Genomic DNA, 14,659 nt, shown 5'->3' on the forward strand with positions numbered 1-14,659 from the left:
TCCAGGAGAATCCGATGAACACCGCTGCTCCCGTTGCGCTGTCGGTCAGAAACATCCACAAGTCGTTCGGCGATCATCATGTGCTGAAGGGCATTTCGCTCGACGCGCACGAGGGCGACGTCATCTCGATCCTCGGCGCGAGCGGATCGGGCAAGAGTACGTTCCTGCGTTGCCTGAACCTGCTCGAGACCCCCGATGACGGTTCCGTCGCCCTGGCCGGGGAGGAACTGGCGATGAAGCGCGCGCGCGACGGCAAGCTGCATCCGCGCGACCGGCGCCAGGTCGACCGGATCCGCTCGCAGCTCGGGATGGTGTTTCAGAACTTCAATCTGTGGTCCCACATGACGGTGCTCGACAACCTCGTCGAGGGGCCGCTGCGCGTGCAGAAGCGCAGTCGCGCGGAAGCGGTGGAGGAGGCCGAGGCGCTGCTGGCGCGCGTGGGCCTCGCGGACAAGCGTGGCTACTATCCCGCGCACCTGTCGGGCGGCCAGCAGCAGCGGGTCGCGATTGCACGCGCGCTCGCGATGCATCCGAAAGTGATGCTGTTCGACGAACCGACGTCGGCGCTGGACCCGGAACTGGTGGGCGAGGTGCTGCGCGTGATGCGCTCGCTCGCGGAGGAGGGGCGCACGATGCTGGTCGTCACGCATGAAATGGGATTCGCGCGCCACGTGTCGAATCGCGTGATGTTCCTGCATCAGGGCGAGGTCGATACGGACGGCACACCCGACGAAGTCTTCGGCGGCCAGACGTCCGAGCGCTTCCGGCAATTCGTGTCGAGCCACCACGACCGCACCGCGAACTGAGGCTGCCATGACCGTATTCCGTGCGGCTCGGCCGCTTGACTGGCGGCAGGTTGCGGCGGTGGCGGCCGGCGCGCCGCTGGCGTTGGCCGACGATACGCGCGCGCGCGTCGTGGCCGCTCGCGAACTCGTCGACGAGATCGTCGCGCGCGGCATTCGCGCCTACGGCGTCAATACCGGCGTCGGTGCGCTGTGCGACGTGATCGTGTCGCCGGCGCAGCAGAGCACGCTGTCGCACAACATCCTGATGAGTCACGCGGTGGGCGTCGGCATGCCGCTCGGCGCAGCCGAAACCCGCGCGATCATCGCGGCCGCGATCAACAACTATGCGCACGGGCATTCGGGCGTCCGTCCCGATGTCGTCGAACAGCTCGTCGCGCTGCTCGAGCACGATTGCCTGCCGGAAGTGCCGGCGCACGGCTCGGTCGGGTACTTGACCCACATGGCGCATGTCGCGCTCGTGTGCGTCGGGCACGGCCATGCGCGCCATCGCGGCGAACGCATGCGCGGCGACGAGGCGCTGCGGCGTATCGGCCGCGAACCGCTGGTGCTCGGCGCGAAGGAGGGGTTGAGCCTGGTCAACGGAACGCCGTGCGTCACGGGGCTGGCTGCGCTCGCGCTCGCCCGCGCCGAACGGTTGCTCGACTGGGCCGACTGGATCGCGGCGATGAGCTTCGAGAACCTGGGCGGGCAACTCGCCGCATTCGATCCGGCTTCGCTCGCGCTGCGGATTTCCCCCGGTATCGGGCAGGTCGGCGCCCGTGTGCGTGCGCTGCTGGCGGACAGCGGCATGCTTGCCGCGGCGAGCGGCCGGCATACGCAGGATCCGCTCAGCCTGCGCACGATTCCGCACGTGCATGGCGCGGCGCGCGACGTGTTCGACGTCACGGCGGAGGTCGTCGATCGCGAACTCGCATCCGTGACCGACAATCCGGTCGTGGCCGGCACGCGAGACGCGCCGGCCGTGCATTCGCAGGCGCACGCGGTCGGCGCCGGCATCGCGCTCGCGATGGACAGCCTCGCGGCGGCGATGGCGCAAGTCGCCGCGATCGCCGAGCGGCGTCTCGACCGGCTCGTGAATCCGCTCGTCAGCGGGCTGCCGGCGTTTCTTGCCGCGCCGGGCGGCAGCTGTTCGGGTTTCATGATCGCGCAGTACACGGCGGTCGCGCTGGTCGCGCAGAATCAGCGGCTTGCCGCGCCGGCGAGTCTCGACGGCGGCATCACGTCGGGGCTGCAGGAAGATCACTTGTGTCATGCGACGCCGGCCGCGCTGAAGGCGCTCGACATCATCGAGAATACGACCCGCGTGCTCGCGATCGAGCTACTGGCCGCCGCGCAGGCGTACGACCTGCAGCCGGGCGACACCGCGCGGGCCGCATCGACGGACGCGCTGTGGCGGCATGTACGCACGCGCGTGCCGGTCTATCGCGACGACCGGCCGCTCGCGGACGATATCGCGATCGCGGCCGGCATCGTCGCAGGCGTGCCGCCTTCGTTGCAGTGACGACAGGCGAGGACGGGCCGATTACCCAACATTCATTCGGTCGAGGGCGCATGAGCGAAACGGAACGCAAGCTTTTCGCACGGCCGGCGCAGGCGTCGGCCGACACCGTGCCGGCGCGGGCACTGCCGGCCTATCAGCAGATCAAGCGCTACGTCGTCGAGCGGATCGCGAAGGGCGACTGGAAGCCCGGCGCCGCGATCCCGACCGAGGCCGAACTGGTCAAGGAATTCGGCGTGGCCCGGATGACGGTGTCGCGCGCGCTGCGCGAACTGACGGCCGAGCGCGTGCTGACCCGCATCCAGGGGGCCGGCACGTTCGTCGAGCGTCGGCATTACGAGTCGACGGTGCTGGAGATCCGCAACATCGCGGACGAGATCGCCGAGCGCGGCCATCGTCACAGCGCGCGCGTGCTGCTGATCGAGCGCAGCGTCGAGCCGGACGCGATCGATGCGCTCGGACTGCGCGCCGGGCCCGTGTTTCATTCGCGTATCGTGCATTACGAGGAAGACGAGCCGATCCAGTTCGAGGATCGCTACGTCAATCCGGCCTTGTTTCCCGCGTATCTGGAGCAGGACTTCACGCTCGAGACGCCGAATCATTACATGGTGCGACTCGCGCCGATCCAGCGGGCGGAGTTCCGGATCTACGCGGAGAAGCCCAACGCGCAGGTGCGTCGGCATCTCGTGATGGAAATCGGTGAACCGTGTTTGCTGCTACGACGCCGCACGTGGGTCGGCGAGCATGTCGCCACGTCGGTCAGGCTGTGGCATCCGGCGTCGCGGTTCCATCTGGCGGGCAAGATGTAGGGACGTGCGGCGGCCCTGGGCGGGGCGCACATTTGCCGCTTCGGCCGGCGCTGGCGATGTACCCGTATGGGTCGTGATGGCGCGATGTCGCACCTGCATCGAAAGGCGATACACTGCGCGGGTTCCCGATCCGGTCGGGAGCGTCGGGGAACCGGGCGACCGCATCGCGGCACCCGCGCGGAGCACGCCACGGGCCCGGACTCATTCGAAAAAATCGAGAGAAAGAGAGGGCCCATGCTGACACGTCTTCGTAACGGCATCCTTCGTGCACAGGACCTGCGCGAATCCGGAGCCGCTTCACCCACCCAGCGCCCGTCGATGGCGTGCGAACTGGTCGAGCTGAGCGCGAAGCGCGCGACGTGGCGCGTCCCCGTGCCGAATCAGGCGGACTGCTATCTGAAGGCCGAGCCGGGTGGACCCGAGCGGTTTGTCGTCCATATCGACGCGGAGACGTTCTATCGCCGCTGGCTCGAGACGAGCCCCACGTTCCCGAAACAGAATTCGCAGGATTGCGTACCGCGCCGGGCCATGTCGCTCGACAGCAAGTTCGCGGTAGCGGCCACCGCGTTCAGGGGCGGCCGCGACGCACCTGTGACGCTGCCGTCGGTCGGCTACTGGGCGGCGGCAAGCGGCTACGAGGTCGCGATGAGCGACGGCATGACGCGCACCTTCTGGCTGCTCGCCCATCGCGTGCGGTCGTTTCCCGTCAGCGTGGCCGACGCGAGCTGGGCGACGATACTGAACGGCATGGCCGGCATCGGCGTGGCGCCGATCGCGTTCAGCGAACTGTTCGCCCGGCGCGCATAAGCGCGCCGCCGCCGCGCAGCGCGCATCGTCCGGCTCGATTTGACACCTGGCGTCGCCGCCCATTAAAGTCGCGACGCGGGGCGGTGGGTCAAGCACACGCCCGGAACAGGCAGCCGATGTTCCCGGACTACGGGGCTACCCCGTGGATCAGATCGATACGCCGATGCGTCGCAAGTGCGCAAGTTGCGCGTTGCGCAACGACCGCTCTCGCAGCACCAGCCACGTTGACTCATCGTCCCGCCTTCCTTTTCCCATGCACTCATCCCTGCGCGATACCACCCGCACGATTGCCGAGGCGATGCTCGCCGGTCCGCCCGAACGCGACGGCGTCGTCGCGCGGATGGCCGCCGTGCTCGGCGAGGCACAGCCGTGGACGCCCGAATGCGCGGGCACCGCGCTCGCCCGCTTCGGCGCGAACTGGGCCGATACCGACACCGACGCGCTCGCTGCGCTCCTGGCCGAGGCGCCCGCGTTCGTGCGCGCATGGTATGGCGAGCGTCGGCCGCTGGTGATCCGAATCGTGCGGCGGCCGCTGGTCCAGCGACCGTTGCCGGCGCCGCTCGCGGGCTGCGATGTGCCGCAATGGCCGACGCCCGGCGATCTCGCCGGCTGGCTCGGGGTGAGCGCGCCGGAACTCGACTGGCTGTCCGACCACTGGCGCGTCGACGCGCGCAGCGGCGCCACGCCGCTGCATCACTACACATACGTCGCGGTCGACAAGCGCAGCGGCGGGTGCCGCCTCGTCGAAATCCCGAAGGGGCGGCTGCGCGAAGCGCAGCGCCGCATCCTGCGCGGGCTGCTCGATCGCATCGCGCCGCATGGCGCGGTCCACGGTTTTCGCAAGGGGCACGGGATCGTGTCGTTCGCGACGCCGCATGCGGATCGCGATGTCGTCGTGCGTTTCGATCTCGCGGACTTCTTCGTGTCGGTGCGCGCCGCGCGCGTCCATGCGCTGTTCGCGACGCTCGGTTATCCGGCCGAAGTCGCGCGGATCCTCACCGGGCTCTGCACCAATCGCGTGCCGTCGGCGCGGCTGCTCGAGCCGGACCTGCGCGACCGGTTCGACTGGATCGGCCGTCAGCGCTATCGCGAACGGCATCTGCCGCAGGGCGCGCCGACGTCGCCGGCGCTCGCGAACCTGTGCGCGTTCCGGCTCGACCTGCGGCTCGCCGCGCTCGCGCGTTCGGTCGATGCGACCTATACGCGCTATGCGGACGATCTCGCGTTTTCCGGCGGCGGCGCGCTCGCGCGCGACGTCGCGCGGCTGCAAGTCCGGGTCGCCGCGATCGCGCTCGAGGAAGGGTTCGCGCTGCAATTGCGCAAGACCCGCGTGATGCGGCGGGGCACGCGGCAGCAACTGGCCGGCGTGGTCGTCAACCGGCATCCGAACCTGTCGCGCGACGCATTCGATCGACTGAAAGCGATCCTGACCAACTGCATCCGGCGCGGCCCGGCGTCGCAGAATCGCGATGCGCATCCGGATTTCCGTGCGCATCTGGCCGGGCGCGTCGCGCATGCGACGGCGCTGAATGCGGCGCGCGGCGCGAAGCTGCGCGCGCTGTTCGACCGGATCGTGTGGGACGCCGGCGGCGCGGGCCGCTGACCCGTCGGCCCGCGTCGACGCCGGTCGGCAGACTTCTGCAACACGACGCCGCGCACTGCTATCATTCGCGCCATGCCGCGCCCGTGCCAGGGGCGGCGAATCACTTGCCGCCGCCGTTCGCTTCATGCATGCGTACGCGGCGTGCCGCCCGTTGCCGGCTTGGTTCAAGCTGCCAGTGACGCACGACGTCGTTTAGTGCGCATCGCGCAAATCATGCCGGCTCAGGTGGACGATTCACCTATTTGACAGCCCCGATCGGCGGAACTTCGTGGTAGGTTCGGCCATCGGAGCTTTTTGCAAAAACATGCCCAAAGAGGATGAATACATGACCCAGGCCCTGCAGGAACTCGAAGCACAACTTCGGGACCTGAACATCAAGCTGTCAGAGGCGAAGCAGAAGGAGAAGCAAGCCGCGCTCGCGGCCTTCAAGGAACAGGTCGAGCTTTTGGGAATTTCGCAGCAGGAAGTGCTGAGCGCGCTCGGCTACATCGTCCAGCGCAAGCGCAAGGCGCCTGCCAAGTACTACGATCCGTCGACCGGCCGCTCGTGGTCGGGGCGCGGCCCGCGGCCGAAATGGCTCGAAGGCAAGGATCTCGAAACGCTGGCGGTCGATCGCGAGGCCAAGACCTGGTGGCCCGGGGACGATCAGGGCTGAATCCCGGCGCGCCGCAAGGCGACCGGGCGCCGTCCGGTTCGCGCAGGCGGGCCGGCCGGCAATCCGCCGCCCGCCCGCCGTCTTTCATTCGGTGTCCGGCCTGATCGCGACATCGCCGGCCTCGCCGCCGACACCGGATCGACGTTTTCCCTTTTCTTTTCCTTTTCCCGCTCGTTGCCTCCGTTGCCCGCGCGCCGTCCGGCCAGCGCGGGCGCGACGCGCGTCCGCCGCCGTCGTTCGCCGGCACAGGCCTTAGAATGTCGCCGGACATTCGTGGCAGGACACCATGGCAGCAAACATGAAATCTTCGACGCTCGGCGGCCCGTCGGCCCCGCGCGTGGAGCAGGTCGGCGCGTACGCGTGGAAAGCGCTGGCCGGATCGGCGATCGGCTACGCGATGGACGGCTTCGACCTGCTGATCCTCGGCTTCATGCTGCCGGCGATCACGGCGGCGCTGCACCTGACGCCCGGACAGGGCGGCGCGCTGGTCACGTGGACATTGATCGGCGCGGTTGCGGGCGGCATCGTGTTCGGCGCGCTGAGCGATCGCTACGGGCGCGTGCGCGTGCTGACCTGGACGATCCTGCTGTTCGCGATCTTCACGGGCCTGTGCGCATTCGCGCGCGGCTTCGAGGATCTGCTCGTCTATCGCACCATCGCGGGCATCGGCCTCGGCGGCGAATTTGGGATCGGCATGGCCCTCGCGGCCGAAGCGTGGCCTGCAGCCAAGCGCGCCCGCGTGTCGTGCTACGTCGCGCTCGGCTGGCAGGCCGGCGTGCTGTTGGCCGCGCTGCTGACGCCGTTTCTGCTGCTCCATATCGGCTGGCGCGGCATGTTCGTGGTCGGCGTGCTGCCCGCGCTGCTCGCGTGGGTGATGCGCAACAAGCTGCACGAGCCGGAAGCGTTCGTGCAGCGCGCGACGCAGCACACGTCCAACGCGTTCCGCATGCTCGTCGCCGACGGCCGCACCGCGCGCACGAGCCTCGGCATCGTGATCCTGTGTTCGGTCCAGAATTTCGGCTACTACGGGATCATGATCTGGCTGCCGACCTTCCTGTCGAAGCAGATGGGCTTCTCGTTGACGAAATCGGGGCTGTGGACGGCGGCGACCGTCGTCGGGATGATGATCGGCGTCTGGGTGTTCGGCCAACTGGCCGATCGCATCGGCCGCAAGCCGACGTTCCTGCTGTATCAGCTCGGCTCGGTCGTGACGGTCATCGCGTATGCGCGGCTGTCGCACCCGACGACGATGCTGTGGGCCGGCGCGCTGATGGGGATGTTCGTCAACGGGATGGTCGGCGGCTACGGGACGCTGATGTCGGAAGGCTATCCGACGGCCGCACGCGCGACCGCGCAGAACGTGCTGTGGAACATCGGCCGCGCGGTCGGCGGCTTCGGCCCGGTTGCGGTCGGCGCGCTCGCCGCGCACTACGGGTTCCAGACGGCCATCGCGCTGCTCGCCGGCCTGTACGTGCTCGACATGATCGCGACGCTGTTCCTGATCCCCGAGCTCAAGGGCGTCGAGCTCGAATGAGCGCGGCGCGCGTACGCGCCGCCACGATTTCACCGGAAACCACGATGCAACGGAAAACCAGGACGATTGGCGTGATGGGCTCGGGCAAGGAGCCGTGGGCCGCATTTTCGGAACCGCTCGGCGCGTGGCTTGCGCAGGCCGGGTTCAATCTGCTGACGGGCGGCGGGCAGGGCGTGATGCTGGCGGTCGCGCGCGCGTTCGCCGGCGTGCCCGGTCGAACCGGACGATCGATCGGCATCGTGCCGACGCAGGCCGATCCGGTCGCGGGCTTCGTGCCGCTCGACGGCTATCCGCATCCGTTCGTCGACATTCCGGTCCTCACGCCGCTGCCGCGCCGCGAGCCGGGCGCGGCTCCGGACACGATCAACCGCAACTACGTGAACGTGCTGAGCAGCGACCTGATCGTGGCCCTGCCGGGCGGGCACGGGACGGCGGAAGAGATCGCGCTCGCGCAGCGCTGGCGCAAGCCGCTCGTCTGCTTCGGGCCGGACGGTGCGTTTCGGTCGCTTGCCGCGGACGCGGTGTGCACGTCGTCGCTCGACGACGTGATCCGGTTCGTTGGCGATGCGTTTGCGGCGGAGCGGGGGCAGGCGTTGCGGTAGGTCGCTCGACGTTCGATGGCGTGCCTGCGGCTCGCGCCGCCGCAGGCAGGGTTCAAGCGCGTCGCCCCGCGCTCACCGCCCCGTTTTCAACTGCGCCCACAACCGGTTCTGCAGCCGGCGAATCTCGGGCGGCATCGGCTTGAGCAACGTCATCCTGCTCAATACCTCGTCGGACGGATACACCGACGGATCGCGCGCGATCGCGGGCTTCACGTACTGACGCGCGGCCTTGTTCGCGGTCGGGTAGAACACCGCGTTGGTGATGCCCGCATTGACCTTCGGGTCCTGCAGGTAGTTGATCCACTTCAGCGCGGCATCGCGGTTCGGCGCGTCCTTCGGGATCACCATCATGTCGAACCACAGCAGGCCGCCTTCCTTCGGATTCGCGAAGCGGATCTCGTACGGGCGTTTCGCTTCGGCCGCGCGGCGGTGCGCGATGCCGACGTCGCCCGAGTAGCCGAACGACACGCACAGGTCGTTGTTCGCGAGATCGTTGATGTAGCCCGACGAGTTGAACTGCGTGATGTACGGGCGCACCTTCTTCAGCACGTCGTAGGCGGCGCGGTAGTCGGCCGGGTTCGTGCTGTTCGGGTCCTTGCCCATGTACTGCAGCGTCGCGGCGAACACGTCGACGGCCTGGTCGAGGAACGACACGCCGCACCCCTTCAGCTTCGCCATGTTGGCCGGATCGAACACCAGCGCCCAACTGTCGACCGGCGCCTTGTCGCCGAGCGCCTTCTTCACGGCCTGCACGTTGTAGCCGATGCCGTCGGTGCCGTAGGCCCACGGCACGCCGTACTGGTTGCCCGGGTCGGCGTCGGCGACCATCTTCATCAGCAGCGGGTCGAGATGCGACAGGTTCGGCAGCTTCGATTTGTCGAGCGGCTGGTAGACGCTCGCCTGAATCTGCTTGGCCATGTAGTTCGACGTCGGCACGACGATGTCGTAGCCGGAGTTGCCGGACAGCAGCTTCGCCTGCAGCGTGTCGTCGCTGTCGTAGTTGTCGTAGCGAACGTGAAGGCCGGTCTGTTTCTGGAAGTTCGGGATCGTGTCCGGCGCGATGTAGTCGGACCAGTTGTAGATGTTCAGTTCGCCGGCTGCGCGGGCGGCAGTGCCGGCGGCGGCGATCGACAGGATGGCGGCGGCTGAAAGGGTACGGTGGAGCGGGCGGATTCGCATGACGAAGTCTTTCCTGGCGGAGCGCGTCGAGCCCGGCGTACGGGCCATCGCGCGACGGTTCATCGGATGGAACAGGCGTGCGTGATCCGTGCTGTCGACGAGCACGGGCAGTGCAATGCAATCAGGAGTGCGTTCGATGTCGCGCGGGCTTGCGGCCAAACGCGGCGCGAGCCGATCCCGTCGCCGCTCAGGCGACACGATGCGCAGGTCGAACGGACACGAAGAAGGGGAAAGGCGCGCTAAGGCAGCAGCGACGCCACGTCGTCGGTATGGATCGCGACGGACGCACGGGCGGCGACGGCGTTGTGACGGCGAACGGAACGGCGGGACAGGATGGTGTAGATCGACAGAGACAGGCGAGGACTTCGCCAGCCGTCACGGTCGTCGAGGGACGGCAGCGCGGCGCGCAGGTTTCGCGCATCGCCTCGTCTCCATCGCAGCAGCGGGCCACGGATTCTCACGATTACTCTCGACCGGGTTGTTGAAAGTATTGAACACCCGACGCTTCGCCAACGGCTGCCGTTTCAGGCTGCGGTCATCGCGATTGCCGCGGGGCGGCATCGGCTGCATGGCGCGGACTGAAAGCTTGGCATTCAGCGAAATCGCCGAAATATGACGCTCTCGTGAATCATCGGATAAATCGCTGTAAGGATGTCTCCGGATTTTCCCTAGTGATGGGTAGGGTGGCGACGCGGTGCGGCAGCGTGCACATCGCGCTTGCGAGCGTACTGGCGGTGGCCGGAATGCGGTCGAAGTGATGAGAATATTAGACGGCTGGATAGCCCGCGCCGTCTCGCGACGACGAAGCGGGCGCGGGTGTGGCGGCGCGTTATGCGACCCGAATCCCGAAGTTCTCGATCAGCATGGCCGCCTGATCGTAGGAGACGGTCGCGCCGCGCAGCACGCCGGACGCGAGCAGCCTGGGCGTGCCGCCCAGATCCACGTCGCGCAGGTCGGCACCCTCGAAGCGAGCGTCGTTCAGATGTGCGTTGCGCAGGCTGCCGCCTTCGAACACGGCATCGCGGAAGTCCACGCCGGCGAGATCGGCGTCCGAGAAATCGAGCGCCACGAGCCGGGTTTTACGGAACGAAAAGCGCCGCAGGCTCGCGCCGACCAGCAGCGTGCTGGCGAATTCGAGTCCCAGCGATTTGCATTCCTCAAAATCGGCACCGGTCAGCCGGCATTCGTTGAAGCGGACCGATCCGAGCTTGCTGCGCCGCCAGCTCGTATTGTTGAGGTCGCACGACCGGAACGCGGCGTCCTCGAGATCCGACGACGCAAAGTCGGTTTGGCGGGCCCGGCAGCGAATCCACGTGGTGTGCGCGAGCGTGGCGCCGACGAACGACGCTTCCGCGAGCGCGCAGCGCTCGAATCGCGCGCCGCGCAGATCCAGGCGCGACAGATCGGCGCTTTCGAGGTCGCAATCCTCCAGGTGGAGGGGCGCAGGTGAGCCTTCGATGAGCTGCATCAATTCGGCGCGATCCAGCGTGCGGCCGGTCACGAGGACACCGGGAGTCATGAGCGGATCCATTGTCGGGCGAATGTTCGGGGCAGACATTATCCGGATTTCGCGCGCGTCGTGCATCGGGCGGCGTGCGACAGCTAACGCCGGGCTGCTGCCCCCCACGCACGGCGAAGCTGTCCGCCGATATCAATCGCCGGACGGCCCGGGCCGGCTGAAGCGCTGCTCGACGACCTTGGTTCCCCAGTGCGTGCCTGCCGACTCGTTCGTCAACGCAAAGCCGAACGACTCGTACAGATGGCGCGCCGCATCGAGCCCCTTGAAGGTCCACAGGTAGGTTTCGCGAAACCGGTGTTCGTCGACGAAACGCATCGCCAGCGTCATCAATTGACGCCCGACGCCCGAGCCGCGCAACGCGTCGTTGACGATGAACCAGCGCAGGTGCGCGACGCCCGTCGCCGGGTCGCCGTCGATCGCGAGCGACGCGAGTGTCCGGCCGTCTTCCTGGCACAGCCACAGCGCCTTGCCGGCGGCCGGCAGCGTGCCCGCGAAGGCGGCCAGCTCGGTCGCCACCCGCTGTTCGAAGAAGGCGCCGAAACCCCAGTGTTCCGCATAGAAGCGCGCATGCAGGCTCGCGATGTCGCCGATGCAGCCCGGCTGATAGCCTTCGCGAATCGACGGCGCGTCGGCGGGTGCGACGGGCGCGCGGGCCGCGTTGTCCTGGGCGAGTGCATCGGCATACAGCGCGAGCGAACGCAGCAGCGCCTGCTGGTCGGCCGGAATCATCCGGCGCAGCGCGTTCGACACCTGATCGGTCGCGAACGTATCGATTCTTTTTCGGAGCTTTTTGCCTTCGGCGGTCAGGTACAGCTCGATCGCCCGCGCGTCTTCGCTCGACACGCGCCGCTCCACGATACCGGCGGCTTCGAGCCGCGCGAGTTGCCGGCTCGTGTTCGATTTGTCGAGCCGCAGGATGGCGCCCAGATCCTTCGCGTTGATGCCGGGCGCCATCCCGATCTCGAGGATCGCGTGCACGGCCGACGGCGCCCAGTCGCTGTCGGCCAGCGTCGCGCGCATGAAGCCGAGCTCGCGTACCAGTTTGCGCGAGAAGTCGCGCAATTCGAGGATGGTCGCGTCGCGCGGCTTGGCCGGCGCGTCGATGAGGTCCATGGTCTGCCCCTGAAAGGTTGCGTATCGCAATCGATAATAGTTGCGGGTCGCAACTTGATCAAGGCGGATTTTCACGTAATCGATTGCTTCGGGGCGGCGCATCCGTGCGGCCGCCACCGCGACGGGTACTGAAGCGGATGGCCGGGCGCGGCGAAGTGACTGCATACTGGGCGGCGCTGGCCGAACTGCGAGCAGGGGCATCGGCCGACCCTCGATCGACGACCGCGGACCACGGAGATCACCATGAACAAGCTGTTGCCGATGACGATCGCGTTGCTGGCCGGGAGTGGCCTCGGCGCGGTGCCGCTCCATGCGGCCGGCGTGATGGATGCGGCGCCGTGCAGCGCCGCGCATGCGGCGGATCAGCGCGGCGGGAACGCCGCGATGCCGGGCACGTCGGTCCGCAGCTTCTCGACCGCCGGTTGTTCGGGCGCGGTTTTGCAGGGCGACCGGGCCACGGCAACCGTCAACGGCGACAGGGTGGAGTTGCGCGACGGCGTCGTCTATGTGAACGGCCGATCGTATGGTGCCGTCACGCCCGCGCAGACCGTCGAATACGAAGTCGCGCGCGATCGGCGCACATTGAAGGTCGACGGAAAAACGCGCGCGCCGCTGCGCTGATGCGTCTGGTTGTTTTCTGCAACGCGCGATGTCGATTCACTTCCCGAAGCCGGTGCAACGAAGCACCGGCCCGGGCGCGACTCAGGACGTGGCGACCGAGGCGACCGTCTCGGCCGGGCTGCCAGGCGGCTGGCCGGTTTGCCGGCGCGAGCGGCCCGAGCTGAGGTACGCGGCGATCGAGTCCTGCGTGATCTCGCCGAGCCACGCACCGTCGGGGTCGAGCACCGGCATCCACGACGCGCTGTACTGGTACATCTTCGACAGCACGATGCGCAGGTTGTCGTCCGCCGCGACGCCGGCCGGGAACGGCGTCACGCGTTCGCCGCACACGCCGCCGTCGGTGCGTGCCGCGCGGCGCGTCACGTAGCCGAGCGCCCGGCCCGCGTCGTCGAGCACGGTCAGGTAGCGGCAGTCGGTTTCGTCCATCACCGCCAGTGCGTGTGCGAGCGGCGTATCGACGCGCGCGGTTTCGGGTTGCGTGGCGGCGTCGCCGGCCTTCACGAGCAGCAGGCGCTTGAGCGTGCTGTCCTGGCCGACGAACTGCGCGACGAATTCGTCGCGCGGGCGGGCGAGCAGCGTGTCGGGGTGATCGTACTGAACGAGCTGGCCGCGCCGGAACACGGCGATGCGATCGCCGAGCTTGATCGCTTCGTCGATGTCGTGGCTCACCATGATCACGGTCTTGTTCAGTTGCCGCTGCATCTGGAAGAACTCGTTCTGGATCGATTCGCGATTGATCGGATCGACCGCGCCGAACGGCTCGTCCATCAGCAGCACGGGCGGATCGGCGGCCAGCGCGCGAATCACGCCGATGCGCTGCTGCTGCCCGCCCGACAGCTCGCGCGGATAGCGCTTCAGGTACAGCTTCGGATCGAGCGCGACCATCGACATCAGGTCGCGCGCGCGTTCGGCGCAGCGCTTCTTGTCCCAGCCGAGCAGGCGCGGCACGACGGTGATGTTCTCCTCGATCGTCATGTTCGGGAACAGGCCGATCTGCTGGATCACGTAGCCGATGTGGCGCCGCAGGTCGACTTCGTTCAGCTGCGCCGTGTCCTCGCCGTTGATGAGCACGCGGCCCGACGTGGCGGCGATGAGCCGGTTGATCATCTTGAGCGTGGTGGTCTTGCCGCAGCCCGACGGGCCGAGGAACACGCAGATTTCCCCTTCGGGCACCGACAGGCTCACGGAGTCGACCGCGCGCACGGCCTGGCCGTCCTTGCGCGTGAAGGTCTTGGTCAGTTGGTCGAGTTCGATCATGTCTTCTGCACTCCCTTCGGTGTCAATGCACGTTGCAGCATCTGCAGCAGCCGGTCGGCAACGATCGCGAGCAGGCTCACGAGCACCGCGCCCACCAGCAGCTTCATCATGCTGCTCTGCCCGATCGCACGCAGGATCAGCGTGCCGAGGCCGCCCGCGCCGATCACGGCGGCGATCGTCATCACGCCGATGTTCATCACGACCGCGGTGCGCACGCCCGCGAGAATCACCGGCACCGCGAGCGGCAAGTCGACGAGACGCAGGCGCTGCCACGAGGTCATCCCGATGCCGGTGCCGGCTTCCTTGATCCCTGCATCCACGTTGTGCAAGGCCAGGTACGTATTGCGCATGATCGGCAGCAGCGAGTAGAGGAATACGGCCGTGATCGCGGGCGCGGCGCCGATGCCCTGGCCGAAGCGCGAGAAGAACGGGATCATCAGGCCGAACAGCGCGATGGACGGCAGCGTGAGCACGAGCGTGGCGATGCCGAGCAGCGGCCCGGCGAGCCATTCGTGGCGATTGATCAGGATGCCGAGCGGTACGCCGGCGACGATCGCGCAACCTACGGCGATCGCGACGAGCCACACGTGCTGCAGCGTGAGCTGCAGCAACTCGGGCCAGCTCGAAGCGAGATAGTCGAATACGCTCATCGGTCC

At 67.8% G+C, this 14,659-nt stretch carries 15 protein-coding genes; 9 read left to right on the forward strand and 6 right to left on the reverse strand.

The genetic code is table 11. The annotated features are described in order from the left end of the window. The first annotated feature begins 14 nt into the window (after positions 1-14). The 8 genes from H0X95_RS00655 (at position 15) to H0X95_RS00690 (ending at position 8,314) form a co-directional block, all read left to right on the forward strand. Positions 15-806, forward strand: a complete 792-nt coding sequence (locus H0X95_RS00655) for an ABC transporter ATP-binding protein (protein ID WP_006484818.1) — start codon at positions 15-17, stop codon at positions 804-806. Positions 807-813: 7 nt separating this feature from the next. Further along, complete coding sequence (locus H0X95_RS00660) at positions 814-2,307, forward strand: HAL/PAL/TAL family ammonia-lyase (RefSeq protein ID WP_006484825.1); 1,494 nt, start codon at positions 814-816, stop codon at positions 2,305-2,307. Between the two features lie 50 nt (positions 2,308-2,357). After that, the gene (gene hutC / locus H0X95_RS00665) at positions 2,358-3,113 is read left to right on the forward strand and encodes a histidine utilization repressor (protein WP_006497918.1); all 756 of its coding nucleotides are present in this window, start codon (positions 2,358-2,360) and stop codon (positions 3,111-3,113) included. Between the two features lie 234 nt (positions 3,114-3,347). Continuing rightward, positions 3,348-3,920, forward strand: a complete 573-nt coding sequence (locus tag H0X95_RS00670) for a plasmid fertility inhibition factor family protein (RefSeq protein WP_034203909.1) — start codon at positions 3,348-3,350, stop codon at positions 3,918-3,920. Positions 3,921-4,173: 253 nt separating this feature from the next. After that, a complete protein-coding gene (locus tag H0X95_RS00675) occupies positions 4,174-5,523 on the forward strand; it encodes a reverse transcriptase family protein (RefSeq protein ID WP_059721464.1) in 1,350 nt (449 codons plus the stop codon). A gap of 325 nt (positions 5,524-5,848) precedes the next feature. Continuing rightward, positions 5,849-6,178: an H-NS histone family protein gene (locus H0X95_RS00680; protein ID WP_011549287.1), complete on the forward strand. Its 330-nt coding sequence runs from the start codon at positions 5,849-5,851 to the stop codon at positions 6,176-6,178. Positions 6,179-6,464: 286 nt separating this feature from the next. Next, positions 6,465-7,712, forward strand: a complete 1,248-nt coding sequence (locus tag H0X95_RS00685) for an MFS transporter (protein WP_059721463.1) — start codon at positions 6,465-6,467, stop codon at positions 7,710-7,712. After that, a complete protein-coding gene (locus H0X95_RS00690; RefSeq protein WP_006484848.1) occupies positions 7,709-8,314 on the forward strand; it encodes a DNA-binding protein in 606 nt (201 codons plus the stop codon). Before H0X95_RS00685 ends, H0X95_RS00690 begins: the two co-directional genes overlap by 4 nt. A 72-nt stretch (positions 8,315-8,386) precedes the next feature. Here H0X95_RS00690 and H0X95_RS00695 read toward each other — a convergent pair whose 3' ends face one another. From H0X95_RS00695 to H0X95_RS00705, 4 genes are all read right to left on the reverse strand, one after another. Beyond that, entirely contained in the window at positions 8,387-9,493 is a 1,107-nt protein-coding gene (locus tag H0X95_RS00695; protein WP_059721507.1) for a polyamine ABC transporter substrate-binding protein, read from the reverse strand. 239 nt (positions 9,494-9,732) lie between these two features. After that, the gene (locus H0X95_RS35850; RefSeq protein ID WP_080403521.1) at positions 9,733-9,954 is read right to left on the reverse strand and encodes a hypothetical protein; all 222 of its coding nucleotides are present in this window, start codon (positions 9,952-9,954) and stop codon (positions 9,733-9,735) included. 368 nt (positions 9,955-10,322) lie between these two features. Further along, a complete protein-coding gene (locus H0X95_RS00700) occupies positions 10,323-11,012 on the reverse strand; it encodes a pentapeptide repeat-containing protein (protein ID WP_059721506.1) in 690 nt (229 codons plus the stop codon). Between the two features lie 132 nt (positions 11,013-11,144). Further along, the gene (locus tag H0X95_RS00705) at positions 11,145-12,125 is read right to left on the reverse strand and encodes a bifunctional helix-turn-helix transcriptional regulator/GNAT family N-acetyltransferase (protein WP_043205865.1); all 981 of its coding nucleotides are present in this window, start codon (positions 12,123-12,125) and stop codon (positions 11,145-11,147) included. Positions 12,126-12,368: 243 nt separating this feature from the next. Here H0X95_RS00705 and H0X95_RS00710 point away from each other — a divergent pair, with 243 nt between their 5' ends. After that, positions 12,369-12,746, forward strand: a complete 378-nt coding sequence (locus tag H0X95_RS00710; protein ID WP_006484823.1) for a hypothetical protein — start codon at positions 12,369-12,371, stop codon at positions 12,744-12,746. 81 nt (positions 12,747-12,827) lie between these two features. Here the strand turns inward: H0X95_RS00710 and H0X95_RS00715 are convergent, their stop codons facing one another. After that, positions 12,828-14,003, reverse strand: a complete 1,176-nt coding sequence (locus H0X95_RS00715; RefSeq protein WP_006484826.1) for an ABC transporter ATP-binding protein — start codon at positions 14,001-14,003, stop codon at positions 12,828-12,830. Next, a complete protein-coding gene (locus H0X95_RS00720) occupies positions 14,000-14,653 on the reverse strand; it encodes an ABC transporter permease (protein ID WP_059721462.1) in 654 nt (217 codons plus the stop codon). The genes H0X95_RS00715 and H0X95_RS00720 overlap by 4 nt, the downstream gene beginning before the upstream one ends. Positions 14,654-14,659: the final 6 nt, after the last annotated feature.

The organism is Burkholderia sp. 9779_493 (assembly GCF_015712215.1).
Classification (GTDB): Bacteria; Pseudomonadota; Gammaproteobacteria; order Burkholderiales; family Burkholderiaceae; genus Burkholderia; species Burkholderia cenocepacia.

What these genes read in the sequence shown, in the direction of transcription:
- H0X95_RS00655 (WP_006484818.1), top strand. Translation starts at nt 15, where the DNA reads ATGAACACCGCTGCTCCCGTTGCGCTGTCGGTCAGAAACATCCACAAG.
- H0X95_RS00660 (WP_006484825.1), top strand. Translation starts at nt 814, where the DNA reads ATGACCGTATTCCGTGCGGCTCGGCCGCTTGACTGGCGGCAGGTTGCG.
- H0X95_RS00685 (WP_059721463.1), top strand. Translation starts at nt 6,465, where the DNA reads ATGGCAGCAAACATGAAATCTTCGACGCTCGGCGGCCCGTCGGCCCCG.
- H0X95_RS00715 (WP_006484826.1), bottom strand. Translation starts at nt 14,003, where the DNA reads ATGATCGAACTCGACCAACTGACCAAGACCTTCACGCGCAAGGACGGC.
- H0X95_RS00675 (WP_059721464.1), top strand. Translation starts at nt 4,174, where the DNA reads ATGCACTCATCCCTGCGCGATACCACCCGCACGATTGCCGAGGCGATG.
- H0X95_RS00680 (WP_011549287.1), top strand. Translation starts at nt 5,849, where the DNA reads ATGACCCAGGCCCTGCAGGAACTCGAAGCACAACTTCGGGACCTGAAC.
- H0X95_RS00670 (WP_034203909.1), top strand. Translation starts at nt 3,348, where the DNA reads ATGCTGACACGTCTTCGTAACGGCATCCTTCGTGCACAGGACCTGCGC.
- H0X95_RS00720 (WP_059721462.1), bottom strand. Translation starts at nt 14,653, where the DNA reads ATGAGCGTATTCGACTATCTCGCTTCGAGCTGGCCCGAGTTGCTGCAG.
- H0X95_RS00710 (WP_006484823.1), top strand. Translation starts at nt 12,369, where the DNA reads ATGAACAAGCTGTTGCCGATGACGATCGCGTTGCTGGCCGGGAGTGGC.
- H0X95_RS00695 (WP_059721507.1), bottom strand. Translation starts at nt 9,493, where the DNA reads ATGCGAATCCGCCCGCTCCACCGTACCCTTTCAGCCGCCGCCATCCTG.
- H0X95_RS00690 (WP_006484848.1), top strand. Translation starts at nt 7,709, where the DNA reads ATGAGCGCGGCGCGCGTACGCGCCGCCACGATTTCACCGGAAACCACG.
- H0X95_RS00705 (WP_043205865.1), bottom strand. Translation starts at nt 12,125, where the DNA reads ATGGACCTCATCGACGCGCCGGCCAAGCCGCGCGACGCGACCATCCTC.
- H0X95_RS00700 (WP_059721506.1), bottom strand. Translation starts at nt 11,012, where the DNA reads ATGACTCCCGGTGTCCTCGTGACCGGCCGCACGCTGGATCGCGCCGAA.
- hutC (WP_006497918.1), top strand. Translation starts at nt 2,358, where the DNA reads ATGAGCGAAACGGAACGCAAGCTTTTCGCACGGCCGGCGCAGGCGTCG.